Origin of the sequence: Bacillus carboniphilus (assembly GCF_020524035.2) — a bacterium.
In the GTDB taxonomy this organism is placed as follows: Bacteria; Bacillota; Bacilli; order Bacillales; family JAIVKR01; genus Bacillus_CC.
On sequence record NZ_CP129013.1, the window covers coordinates 480,501 to 494,567 of the forward strand.

Consider the following 14,067-nt stretch of genomic DNA (forward strand, 5'->3'; position numbering starts at 1 on the left):
ATTCGTTTATAGTAGATGCATGTTGACCATTTAGTCGAAAATAAATATGACCCATTAGTCAAAGGGGGGATTTGAAATTAATGAAACTGAGTCGTTTCTCGATTAGAAGACCTGTTTTTACGATCGTTACCATGTTTTTAGTTATTATTCTAGGGATTGTTTCTTTACTGAATATTCCTATGAAACTCATTCCTGAAATTAATCCACCTATTGGAGTTGTTGTCACCAATTATGAAGGGGCAAGTCCAGAAGAAGTAGTGGAGAAAGTATCTAAACCTCTAGAAGAAGCGTTATCTACTGTAGAGGGTTTAAATACCATTTCCTCTACATCTGAAGAAAATGCAAGTCTTGTATTATTACGGTTTTCATGGACTTCAGATATTGACGAAGTGCAAGATGAAATCATGAGTAGTATGGAAAATATACCACTCCCAGAGGGTGCAGAGGATCCTCGGTTTTTAAAGTTTGATCCTAGTCAGTTTCCTATTATTCAATTATCATTAACATCAACTTCAGATAACAAACAGCTTCAAGATTTAGCTGATGATTTAAAGCAAGAGCTGACAAAAGCTGAAGGAGTTGCAAGTGTTAATTTATCTGGTCTTTCTTCAGAACAAGTTAGTGTATTATTAGATCAGGAAAAATTAAAACAATATAATTTAACTCAGTCTGAAATCGTAGATGTAGTGAGAAGCAATAAAATATCCTTACCTGGTGATCAAATCACAACAGACGGGAAGCAATTGACAACGAGAGTGATCAGTACTATTGATTCTCTTGATATTTTAAGGGATCTTGTGGTTACTCGAGATGCACAAGGGGAAAAAATAACGTTAGACCAAGTCGCTACTGTAGAAATAAAAGAGATAGAGAAAAAGTCAATCACAAGAGCCAATCAAGAGTCTTCCGTATTAGTAAGTGTCCTTCAGCAATCGGATGCCAATACAGCTGAAGTATCAGAAAATTTTCAAGAACGTCTTGATGAACTACTTGAGGATGAAAAATACGAATCTGTTAAGGCAGATATTTTATTTGATCAAGGGGACTATATTGAACAAGCAATCAATAATATGATGAGAACCCTTTTACTGGGCGGATTGTTTGCAATGATTGTTTTGTTCTTATTTTTACGGAGTGTGAAATCACCACTCATTATCGGAGTGGCCATTCCTTATTCTGTTATTGTGACCTTTGTGCTCATTTACTTTTCTGATTTCACCTTAAATATTATGACTTTAGGTGGTCTTGCCTTAGGAATAGGAATGTTAGTGGATAATGCTATTGTGGTGATTGAAAATATATATAGGCATCTATCGATGGGTAAGTCTTCTAAAGAAGCAGCTTATGAGGGCGCAAAAGAAATGGGCCCAGCGATTATTGCTTCGACTTTAACGACTGTTGCTGTTTTTGTTCCAGTTGTCTTTATTCAAGGATTAATCGGTCAGCTCTTTAAAGAATTTGCGATGACGATTGCGTTTAGTTTATTTGCTTCTTTATTTGTAGCATTAACGGTTGTACCGATGTTAGCAAGCAAATGGTTGAAAGTACCAAAAGAAAATGTAGAGAATAAGCGTCAAGAATCTCGTTTTATGCAATCGTTAGAATCACTCGTGAAGTGGGCTTTAAGAAGAAGAGGGTTCGTTCTTACACTTACGCTTGTCATCTTTTTAGGGAGTCTTGCAGGACTCTATCGAGTAGGTGCAGTTTTCTTACCAGCTACGGATGAAGGATATTTTTCAGTTGGAATCGAGCTGGAAAATGGGACTTCTCTAGAAGAGACAAAAAAAGTGATTAATGCAGTAGAAAAAGAACTAGAAGATAAAGATGATGTAGATGTTTATGTAAGTTTAATAGGATCGAATCAGGAAGAGTCCTTTAGAGGAACAGGACAAACGAATATTGCAGAGATGTATGTCAATATGGTTCCACTTGATAAGCGTGATCAATCCACCTTTGATTTTGTGGATGATATTGAAAGAGATATCGAGAGTACTGCCCGTAACGTCAACAAAACAGCAGAAGTTACCTTTAACTTACAGTCTTCAACAGGGTCAGAACCTAACACGTTATCGTTTAACGTTCGAAATGCTGATGAAGAACAATTGAAGGAAGATGTTGAAAAGATTGCATCGGCGATTGATGAACTTGAAGATGTTACTAATGTAGTGACAGATCTAAGTGATACGGTTGAAGAACTACAAATAACGGTCGATCGGGAAAAAGCTCTTGATAAAGGGTTAGTTCCGGGACAAATTGCAACAGTGGTCAACCAAGTGACGCGTGGAACAGATGCAATTCAAATCACGAACGCAGATAACAACGAAATTTATATGGTCAACGTTCAATATGATGAAACCGTAACTGAAAATATCGGTTCATTAGAGAAGCTGTTGATTAAAACACCTCTAGATGAGTTTGTTCAATTAAGCGAAGTTGCTACGATTGAAAAAGGAGAAGGTCCGACAGAAATAAACCGAATCGAAAAAGAAAATGCTGTAGAAGTTTCGGTTAAATATAACAATACAACGAATTTAGGAGAAATTTCTCAAAAAGTAGATGAAGAGATCGAGGAATTAGAGTTAGATGAGGATGAAACAAAGATCACGTTCTCTGGTGACCGTGAGCTTTTAGAAAATAACATTGATGATATGCTGTTAGCCTTTGTTCTTGCCATTGTGTTTATTTATATTGTGATGGCTGCTCAATTTGAGTCCTTTAAATATCCACTTGTGATTATGTTTACTGTTCCACTCATGATTGTAGGAGTATCGATCGCGCTTGTTTTAACTAATACGCCGTTAAGTTTAACAGTCATAATTGGTATCATCGTCCTAGCTGGTATCGTCGTAAATAATGCCATTGTGATTGTTGACTATATTAATCAACTAAAAGAGGATGGAATGAAATCGTATGATGCCATTGTGAAGGCCGTGAAAGTTCGATTACGACCTGTGTTGATGACAGCTTCTACAACGATTCTCGGATTATTACCTCTAGCGATAGGTTTAGGAGAAGGTACGGAAATTAATCAGCCTCTTGGAGTGAGTGTCATAGGTGGATTAATTACAAGTACACTTTTAACCTTGTTAGTTATTCCAGTTGTGTATAGTTTATTTGATAAACAAACGAGAAAACTAAACAAAAAATATGCGACTCCTGATGGACAATTAATACCAGCTTATTTATTAGAAGAAAAAATTGAAAGAGAAGAAGAACAAGCAGAATCGACTGAAATTGCTGAAACGCCTAAAGATAAACAGCAAATGGTGAAAATGCTTGAGCAAATGATTGAAATTGTAAAAAAGGACGACAAAGAAAATAGGTAATGTGTTTTGTTCCATTTGAAGGGGTGATTTTTTGGAGCAAAAAAGAAAACTAATTATTAAAGGGGCTATGGAACTCTTCTCAAAAAAAGGGTTTCAGTCTACTTCGATGCAAGAGATTGCCGATCATATAGGAGTTGCAAAAGGATCACTTTATCATTACTTCAACTCTAAACTAGAACTTCTCTATCAAATTTTCTTATACAATTATGATTTCTTTGCAAATAAAGTGGAGGAAATTGAAACGACAGACAATTTATCAAGTAGAGAAAAGTTTCGTTTACAGGTAATGGTTCAATTATCTGCTTTTGTGGAGAATCGAGATTTTGTTAGACAACAATGCCAAGTGAATATTTACCAACAAGATGACAGAATTAAAGAGTTCTTTGTAAAAGTTCGATTTGAAAGTCTCTCCTGGACTCGAATGAAAATGATGGAGTTGTATGGAGAAGATATTAAGCCATACTCCCTAGATTTAGCAACGATCATGAATGGAATTGTTAACGAATATTTATCTTACAATATCATTGATGGGATCCAATTCGATTTAGAGGGATTTTCACATTTTGTAATCGAGCAGTGTGATATTTTAGTCAATGGGTATAAAAAGGGAAAACGTTCCTTTTTAACAGAGGATGTTCTTCCCCCATTTGAAATCTCGCATTCAAGTAAGGAACTCTTGCTATCTTGTCAAAGTAAGCTTTCAAAACTAGAAATCGATAACAAAGACGAAATTAGTCATACCCTTGAGGTGTTAGTAGAAGAGTGGGGGAAAAAGGAAACGAAGAAAGTTGTGTTGGAAAGTGTGCTCTTTCGTTTAGAACATTTAAGTCAAGGATATTTTGAGCCGGAAATAACCGAATTAAGAAAGATCTTGAAGAATAGTTGAATGGTTTGATTAGAGGACAGGGGGGAAAGCTCTTGTCCTTTTTCTTGTAATCGTAAATCACAAGAAAAAAGGATAATTATAATTGATGAGTACAGTTCATTCGTTTTAAACCTATTGTAAAGGGGCATTGAGTCATATCAATGCTCCTTTACTGTTATTTATGCTTTGAATAATATGTTTACCTTATTAGTAAGAACATAGTGGGAAATTTTAACGGATTAATCATAATAACAAGAATTTTATCTCTATATATTTGAACACAAACATTTAATAGGATTTAACAACCATATTTACCACCATAGGAAAAAATATCACATAGACTAATTTATTTCTTTTTTTTATATTCTAATAAGGATTGTTAATATCTTTAATATTTTTCTACTTTATTGAAAAAGATGCTAATATCCTCATATTATTGAATGGAGTGGAAACTAGAGTGAAATATCATAGAATCATAAGGATTTTAGCTATTTTTTTATCTTTGACGTTGTTTATTTCTTCTATCCCTTTGCAAGGTTTTGCAAAGGAGACTGAAAAGTCAGGAAATAGAGAAACGACAGTTAAAGATCCTGATTTTCAGCCTTTCGAAATTGAAGGCTTAGAACCAGGCGATGAATTAGTGAATGAACGGACTAAAGATTCGAAAGTTTTTTACAACGGGAATGAATCGTATACGCAGGAATTTTATTTTGAACCTATCCATGCAAAGGAAGAGGGTGGGGAGAAGTTTGAAGAAATATCACCTGAGTTAATTGAGAATTCCACAGATGAAAAGCTTGTAGAAACAGAGAATACAATATTACAATCATCATTTTTAAAAGAAATGGAAAATGGACTTTATGCTACTTTTGAGAAAGATGGACATACCATTTCGTATGCTTTGCTTGAAGCAAGTGGAGATGGGAAGGATCCTATCAAAGCAAATGATGTAACAGCGACTTATGATGAAAATAAAATTCTTCACCAAGCTGTCTTTCCAGAAATTGATCTGAGAAATTTGACATTTGGACAAGATACAAAAGAAGACCTCATTTTACATTCTTATCAAGGCTATCATACTTTCTCTTTCCAAATTAATACGAACTTAACCGCAAAAGAGCAAGAGGACAGATCCATACATTTCTTAGATGATCGTGAACAAACGATCTTCCAAATTGCAGCCCCATTTATGGAGGACTCCAACTATGATGAAGAAAAAGGAGAAGCGGAGCGCTCTGATCAAGTAAAATACGAACTTCAACAGATAGAAAATGGATATCTGTTGAAAGTGGTGGCTGATCAAGCCTGGCTAACGGATCCAGAACGTAAATATCCTGTTTATATTGATCCTACGACTTCTATTAATGCGTCTACGGACACGTTTGTAATGAGTGCCTATCCTACAACCAATTACAATGCATCAACGAGTAAATGGGATAGCGGACAAAGTCAATATGTATTAAAGACAGGTTACTACGACTCTACCACTGGAACGAATTACGCTTTTTTAAATCACTCCCTAGATTCTTTAAAAGGGACGAATGTAACAGAGGCCCAGTTAAAAGTGTTTGTTACTCATGCCTATTATGCGTCACAGGCGAATGGGCTATGGTTAGATACAGTGAACAGTTCTTGGTCAGCTAGTACATTGACATGGAACAATAAACCTTCCTCAACGAATATTGGGACGGTAAATGTTGCAAGGGATCAATGGGCTACCTTTAATGTGACGGATGCTGTGAAGAATTGGGTGAATGGTAGTAAAACCAATTATGGATTTAAGCTTCATACGAATGGAAATGGAAAAGAATATTGGAAAAAAGTTGTTTCTTCCACTAATTCCACTTCTAAACCTTATCTTTCTGTAACTTACACTGTGCCTACCCCAACAGCACCAAGTGGAGCAGCTTATTCAAACGGTGACGATACGGGTTATGTAAACTTATCTTGGTCACAAGTAGGCGGGGCAGTAGGATATAAAGTGTGGATTTATAATGGAAAAGAGTACGAAGCATTTTCGGTTGGCAATGTGACTTCTTGGTCTACTAAAGGGAAAAATATATGGCCAACAGAAGCCGATATTAAAGCGGGAAAATTTGATTTGTATCAAGATGGAAAAGGAACAGAGTTATCTGTTGACCCTTCTCCGGTTTATAAAAATTCGGGTGGAAATTATTCAGCTAATAAAAATTATTGGTTCAGAATCAGTGCCATTTATCCTTCGGGAGAAAGCACGTACTCTCAGCCGTTTATGCCAACCATTGTTGATCTAGACAAGCCTAGTACACCTAATAGTAAAAGTTTTTCCTATGGAAATGGTACAGGATATGTTGATGTATCATGGCAATCAGTAGAGGGTGCTACAGGATATAAAATTTATTTATTTAATGGGAAGTCCTATGAATCTATGGATGTAGGTAATGTTACTACTTGGTCAACGAAAGGAAAGAAGATTTGGCCAACAGAAACAGAAATATCAAAAGGCCAATATGCCTTGCATTTAAGTGATCAAAAAGGAAGCGAACTTCCTGTAGATCCATCAGATACGTACAAAATTATTGGGTATTATCCCGATAATCAAAATTATTGGATTCGTGTTAGTGCCTATAATGAGCAAGGAGAGACCGCTTTTTCAGATGCAACAAGACCGACCATCTCGAGCCTTCCTCAACCACTCCTCCTACTGGATTTACTTATACGAATCTACTGGATAAACAATCTGGTTATATCGTATTGAATTGGGATGCGATTGAAGGAGCAACGGGATATAAGGTTTGGATGTTCAATGGTAGAGCTTATCAAGAGTTTGATGCAGGGGCCAATACAACATGGACAACACAAAATAAAGGCATATGGCCAACCAAAGAAGAGATTAAAAATGGACAGTTTACGTTACATTATGATCAAAAAGGAAGTGAACTAGCACTTAATCCTTCTGATGTTTATAAAAATGCCGGATACGGCTATGAAAAGTATCAAAAGTATTGGTTCAGATTAAGTGCTTATGATGACAACGGAGAAACCGTTTATTCGAGTAAAGCCTTTGAACCTTCATTTAGTGAACCAACTGAATTTTTAGGGAAAGAAGAATATTGGTCTTTTACAGATGTACCGAATGGTGAGGTTAACATAGCGACAGGAAACCTTATAATTTCTGAAGATGATATCTCAATCTCTGGTAGAGGTCCTAGCCTTGGAGTCGCACGAACGTATAATAGCCTTTCACCGGCAATTGGGATGTTCGGAGCTGGATGGCACTCTGATCTTGAAATGAGTATTGTCGCTTCATCCGATCAATTAAAACTTATTGATGAAGATAGTACCCTTCATATTTTTAACAAGCAAGCGGATGGATCGTATAAACCACCAACAGGGATTTATCTAGAATTAACGGAAACAGAAAACGAATATATACTCAAGTCAAAAGATCAAACCAAAGTATTTTTCAATAAGACCTCAGGAAAAATTGAGAAAATGATGGATGGTCATAATAATACACTTAAATACTATTATGATCAGGAACGACTTTCCAAGATGGAAGATGCTTCAGGACGGGCACTTTCTTTTGCTTATACGGAAGATGGAAAAGTTAAAGAAATCATTGCCCCAGAAAACCGGAAAATCGTCTATGAGTATTCTAATGACTTCTTGACTAAAGTGACTCAAACAGCTGGAGAAGTGACTCAATACGAATATAACGATGCAATGCGACTTTCGAAATTATATGAACCAACGCATCAAGAAAAGAACCCTAGTGTCACCACGTTTCTTTATCAAGACCAAAGGCTAGCTCAAGTAGTAAATGCAGAGAACCATGCTTACTCATTAACGTATGACAAGGAAAAAAATGAAGTTGACTTTATTAATCCAAATGGAAGTAAAGATCGCTATCGATTTAATGAAGCAGCTAATCCTATTGTAATTACCCAAGATGTAGATCAATTAAACATTACAACTAGCTATATTTATGAAGGAAATAATTTGAAAGAAACGAAAGTTCCAAATGACCAAGGCTCAAGTAAGCCAACGGAAAGCTATCAATATGATGAGAACGGTAATGTTACAAGTGCAACGGATAGCTATGGAACTGAAACCTATCAGTATAATGAAAATAATGATGTAACAAAGATTATCGACACTGAAAATGAAGAAACGACGATTGCTTATGATGATTTGAACCCTGTTTCAGAAACAAGCCCAAGTGATCAGACCTCTTCTGTAGCTAAGTATGATAGTTATGGCAATGTTATTGAATCGAGTTCAGCGCTTTCTAATGCTACAAACTTACTGGAAAATGCAAGCTTTGAACAATCTGAAGGTCTTTCTTCGTGGAATGTAACAACCTATAATGATTCAGGCAGTTTAAAGATTGACTCGACTACACAGGCAAGTAATATAGCTGGTCAAAAATCGCTCAAAATTCAATCAACATCAACAACTAAAACAGGACAATTAGGGTATGTAGCGGCCACTCAAGAAGTGACAGTAAGTCCGAATACGACCTATACGTTAAGTGGTCGAATGAAGACAGATCTTACGAATGCGAATGCCTTTTTTAACGTTAAGTTTTTAGATAAAGATAAAAAAGGAATTGGCTGGCAAGATAATCGTTATAGTCAAATGACTAAAAAGCATGATTGGATGGATCGTCAACTAACGTTCACTACGCCTTCAAATACAGCATCTATATTAATTTATTTGGAAGTGGATCACTTTAACGATCAAGCGACAGGTGAAGCGTGGTTCGATGGAATACAGCTCGAAAAGTCAGATGTTTCGTCTACGTATAATCCAATCATTAATAGTAGTTTCGAAAAAACGTTTAATGGTTGGACGGGCTCAGGTGGCTCCATTGATTCAAGTGGTTTTGATGGAAGTGCTTCTTTAAAAGCTACAGGTTCTATGGAATACAAACAAACGCTTGAACTTAACCAAAATGATAAGATGACGCTTAAGGCTTTAACGTTAACAGGGCTATCAAAGGCACTCAACGTGACTGAAAAAGGTTCTGTAAGTAGTAGTGACTATGCATTAACAGCAAAAGTAGTTTATCAAGATGGAACCACGAAAGACTATGTTGCTAGCTTCCCTAAAGGTTCTCAGGAGTGGAATCGATCTGCCGTCAAAATTCCTGCTTCAAAACCAATTAAGAAGTTGGAAGTAATCCTTTCTTTTAAAGGGAATTACTCAGATACGGTTTGGTTTGATGCCATTCGTTTGATTGAAGGTAGTGTCTTAACGAAAAACAGTTATGATGAAAATCATAATTATGTGACAAAAGTTGAAGATGCTAAAGGAAACATCGTACAAAATAAGTACGATACCTACGGGAATAAAATGGAGGCAATTGATGAAAAAAATCAATCGATAACTTATGCTTACGACAAAGCAGATCAATTGCAATCCTTGAACCTTCCGAACGGAGCATCGGTCAACTATCAATACGATTTAAATGGAAATATGACAAGTAAAGAGATTGTTTCCAATGGAAAAAAACAACCATTTCAGTACCAATACAATGGGTTGAACCAGCTTCTTAAAACAACGGGACCATTAAATGATATAACGGTAAACGAATATGATGAAAATGGGAATAAAATCAAAACCACTTTGCCAAGAGGAAATGATATCAAATGGTCGTATGATGGCTTCGATCGTATCAATACCATAAGCTATAATGACAAAGGTTATTATCGTTTTGCTTATGATAAAAATGGCAACGAAACGACTGTTGAGGCGCTTATAGATGGTTACACAAAAACAAGAGAGTACGATAAGTCCAATCGTTTAACAAAAGTCGTACAAAAAAATAGCAAGCAAGATTGGCTATACCCAACTGAGTCTGATAAATTAAAAACGTTCACGTTCACACACAAAGATTTCTCTCAGACAAATGAATTTTCTTATAATAAGCAAGATTCCAATACACTTGTAAAAAATGGTTCATTCACGTTCCGTTTTGATTACGATGAAGATGGGAACGTACAAACCTTCACTTCTGGTAATGGTGCGGGATCGACCTTTTCGTATGATGATTTAGGGTTAGTTGATTCGCTAAATATTGGAACTGATGATGGGCAAGAAATCTTGTTTGAAACGTATGAGTATGATGCCAACGGCAATCGAACAAAGATTGAATCATCTAAAGGTACAAATAAAATCTATGCATATGATTCGTTAGATCAATTAGTGAAAGAAACCCGTTCAGACGGTACTTTGATTGAATATGAGTATGATGGGTTTGGTAATCGTGTTTTGGAAAAAGGAACAAACACTTCTCCTATCGTTTCTAGCTATAATCTTGCTAATCAGCTAGTCCAATATGGCGATGAAAGACTCTCTTACGATGATAATGGAAATAGATTAGAGGATGGGAAATTTATTTATCATTGGAATGATGCAGATCAGTTGGCATCTGTGACGAAAAAGGGTGCATCATCCCCAATTGCAACCTATCGTTATGATGAAGACGGACGACGTATTCAAAAAGTTGTCAATGGGAAAACGATCAATTACTATTATCATGGAGATAGTTTAAATGTCCTGTATGAAACGAATGAGAATGATGAAGTCATCAGATCTTATACGTATTCAGAATCTGGCATTTTACTATCGATGAACCAAGGAAATAGCACCTATTTTTATCATTATAATGCCCATGGAGATGTTATTGCTTTAACAGATAAGGACAGCAAGGTTGTTGCTGAATATGAGTATGACGCATGGGGAAATGTATTAAAAGCTGAAGAAGCAGATGAAGTAAAAACGAATCCGTATCGTTATGCAGGATACCAATATGATCATGAAACGGGTCTGTATTATTTAATCGCTCGATATTATCAACCCACGCATGGCGTATTTTTATCATTAGACCCAGATCCTGGTGATGATGACGATATCTTAACACAAAACGGTTACACATACGCCAATAACAATCCTGTCATGTTAGTGGATCCAGATGGCCACTGGGTTTGGTTAGCTGTTAATGCTGGCTTTGCAGTTTATGATGGGTATAAGGCATATAAGTCAGGAGGGAATTGGAAGCAGGTTGCTTGGGCTGCAGGCTCAAATTTTATAAAGTTAGGTTATATAAAAAAGGCTTCTAGAACATTAAGTGCTGTTAAGAAGGGGAGAACTGGCAGACAAGGAAAACTTAAAGCACTAGTATCAGATCCTAAAGCTCCTAAACATGTAAAAGGGTTTATTAAAAATCAGATGAGACACAGAAAAATTAATGGGAAAAAGAGACATTTAAATAACCCACCTGGATATGAACTAGCTCATAAGAGAGGTTATGAAGCTAGAAAAGGGTATTCATATAGATACACTGTGTTGCAAAATACGAAAAATCACAAACTTCAACATAAGTACGATAGATATGGTAAGAAAAGATAATAATACACTTAGGAGTGATTGAGTATGAAAAAATTTAGTAAAATGTTGATAGGACTTAACAACAGTGGTATAGATTGTTATGCAGATAAAGGAGATTTCCTTTATATAGCTAGTAAGACTGATACCAAAAAAGGCTTTTATAGAACGGCCTCTTATATACATTTTTTTTGTATCTTTAAACAAAGATAGAAAGCCTTCAGCAGTTGGTGTGGTTAAAAAAATTGAAAGTGAACTAACGGCGGCAGAGTTAGCGAAAATCGATTATGAGTCTAGGGGAAAAGATTTGGAGAAAATTAATGAGGAAGTAATAAATGAATACCTTTGGTTTCTAGAGAATATAAATAAGCACCCAGAACATACACCAATAGGGGTATCTTGGTTTGAGAAGAGTTTACCTAAGCCAGAAAAAAAACTGAAGTTACACAAAGTGTTTTTTACTGGTTTAACAAAGGAAGAGAAAGATTTACTATTTAAATTTTAGAACTTATAAAGATATTTCTTAAAGAGTGTTTTCCTTTGGAGATTGTTGATGAAGGAGAAAGAAATATAAAGAATAACATATGGTATGATTTTCAGTGAGTTTTTTTTAGTTTGTTTTATTAATACAAGGAAAGCAATGAGATGATTACTTTTTCTGCCTCATTGCTTTCTAAAAGCTAAATAATCTTTTAAGTATAGAAATTTTGAAAGAGGTAGATGGGAAATTATTTAGAATTATTAAAGGTCAATCAACAAAATTAAATTTTGGTGTTGGTTTTTATTAAAAATAACACCTTACATCGGGAGTTATTTTTCCGCTCTAGACATTCGTTTTACTCTTTAATTTCACTTACCATTTTTTTGAAAGATACATATAACATAGTTATTTCATCCCATTCACCTTCAACCATGTTCAGCTGTTAGAACAGGCTATGATTCCTTTTCTACATCAACAAAGATTGGGTCACCAAGGTTCTGATCATAACCAATTACATACCAATTATCTCGCCAAAAACCATGTTTATCATCCATCAATGAATTCCCTTGGTTCTCTATCCTATATCCAATTTGTCCAATTGGTTTATAAGAATCTCTTTTTCTTTTTTTTACATAATACCTTTCACCTCTTCGTGTTTATTTACTTATTCAATACTTTAAACTATACGAAATTCAAGATACCAATATGATCATGAAACGGGTCTGTATTATTTAATCGCTCGATATTATCAACCAACTCATGGAGTGTTTCTATCATCAAATCCAAATCCTGGTGATGATGACGATATCTTAACACAAAACGGTTACACTTACGCCAATAACAATCCTGTCATGTTAGTGGATCCAGATGGCCACTGGGTTTGGTTAGCTGTTAATGCTGGCTTTGCAGTTTATGATGGATATAAAGCATATAAGTCAGGTAAGGGCTGGGGAAGTGTAGCTTATGCAGCAGCATCAAATTTTAGTCCAGGAAAATATATAAAATACGGATCGAAAGCTTTCAGCTTAGCAAAAAAAATCAATGCAAATAGTAAGTTATCTAAAAAGATTAATCATGGCAATAAGATTGTTGGCAAAAAAACTGGGAAGATTGCTAAAATTGGAATTAGTGGTGGGAAACTTAACAAAAATGGCTCGTCAAGAAGGGCAAATAGTCAAGCTAATAAATAGAATAAACAAGCAGGTTACACAAGATATAAACCATATGTGATTAAGAAAAACTTAAAAGGTAGAGCTAGGGCTCTTGATTGGGAAAAAGGACGAGCTCGTTCAGTTAGAAAAGCAGGTGGAGAGATGGATAGACACTCAAGACCTTGATTAGATGGGGTGGAAATCATGTATTTGCGGGATATTCAAATGGTACTAGAAGAAAAAGGAATTAAAGATATTTATAAAAGGATTGATACTCAGTCACTTTGTATAACGGATATGTTTATGAGGGAATTAGGGAATAGATATTCTACAAATGATTGTAAAGAAATATTCTTTACATGCGCATAATTCCAAAAAATAGAAATAACTGATAAAGTGATGGATAATATCTATTATGTGAATCTCCCATTCGAACTGACGTATTTCTTTTCTTTAAATGATAGTAAAAAAAAACATTATCTTGCTGAAAGATTAAGGTATGGAGTTATAACATTAGCTGAGCAACTTGGGTGGGATACTCAACCCTTATTAGAACCATTTGAAATTATGCGTAATAAAAATTATCGAAATCATTTTAAGGTTAAGCGCCCTAAATTAAGTCCAGATAAAAAAAGGAAGGCTTATGCCTATTTAGAAGTTGAATTATATGATATATCGTTATATTTGGTTGTAGAAGATCGAAAAAATAATATACTAATAAAAGAAATTATTGCAAAAACTGAACCATTTTTTGAAAGTGTAACATACTATATGAAAGAACTTAAATGGTTATCCAATGATGAAGTGGCGTTATATACTCGTGCGCATAAAACAAAATACAATAGTGTGAAATTGTAAAAAAGAGCAATTCTA

General features: G+C 35.2%; 5 protein-coding genes and 3 pseudogenes. All 8 read left to right on the plus strand.

Going from position 1 to position 14,067, the window contains the following annotated elements; all coding sequences use genetic code 11:
- Positions 1-80 precede the first annotated feature (80 nt).
- The 8 genes and pseudogenes from LC087_RS02475 (at position 81) to LC087_RS02510 (ending at position 14,052) form a co-directional block, all read left to right on the plus strand.
- Positions 81-3,326: an efflux RND transporter permease subunit gene (locus LC087_RS02475; RefSeq protein WP_226538916.1), complete on the plus strand. Its 3,246-nt coding sequence runs from the start codon at positions 81-83 to the stop codon at positions 3,324-3,326.
- A gap of 31 nt (positions 3,327-3,357) precedes the next feature.
- Positions 3,358-4,212 (plus strand): TetR/AcrR family transcriptional regulator, encoded by an 855-nt coding sequence (locus LC087_RS02480; RefSeq protein ID WP_226538917.1) that lies wholly within the window; start codon positions 3,358-3,360, stop codon positions 4,210-4,212.
- Between the two features lie 823 nt (positions 4,213-5,035).
- Positions 5,036-11,586 (plus strand): annotated as a pseudogene (locus tag LC087_RS02490) (DNRLRE domain-containing protein).
- A 208-nt stretch (positions 11,587-11,794) separates the two neighbouring features.
- On the plus strand, positions 11,795-12,067 hold the full coding sequence (locus LC087_RS02495; protein WP_306019904.1) for a hypothetical protein: 273 nt from the start codon (positions 11,795-11,797) through the stop codon (positions 12,065-12,067).
- A gap of 662 nt (positions 12,068-12,729) precedes the next feature.
- A pseudogene (locus LC087_RS19540) lies at positions 12,730-13,048 on the plus strand (RHS repeat-associated core domain-containing protein); the annotation flags it as partial.
- A gap of 59 nt (positions 13,049-13,107) precedes the next feature.
- Positions 13,108-13,233: pseudogene (locus LC087_RS19545) on the plus strand (hypothetical protein); the annotation flags it as partial.
- Between the two features lie 165 nt (positions 13,234-13,398).
- Positions 13,399-13,563, plus strand: a complete 165-nt coding sequence (locus LC087_RS02505; RefSeq protein ID WP_226538920.1) for a hypothetical protein — start codon at positions 13,399-13,401, stop codon at positions 13,561-13,563.
- A gap of 30 nt (positions 13,564-13,593) precedes the next feature.
- On the plus strand, positions 13,594-14,052 hold the full coding sequence (locus tag LC087_RS02510; protein ID WP_226538921.1) for a hypothetical protein: 459 nt from the start codon (positions 13,594-13,596) through the stop codon (positions 14,050-14,052).
- The last annotated feature ends 15 nt before the right edge of the window (positions 14,053-14,067 follow it).

Bases quoted from the DNA above. Each gene is read 5' to 3' on its own strand.
- LC087_RS02475 (WP_226538916.1), top strand. From the start codon at position 81: ATGAAACTGAGTCGTTTCTCGATTAGAAGACCTGTTTTTACGATCGTT.
- LC087_RS02505 (WP_226538920.1), top strand. From the start codon at position 13,399: ATGTATTTGCGGGATATTCAAATGGTACTAGAAGAAAAAGGAATTAAA.
- LC087_RS02510 (WP_226538921.1), top strand. From the start codon at position 13,594: ATGGATAATATCTATTATGTGAATCTCCCATTCGAACTGACGTATTTC.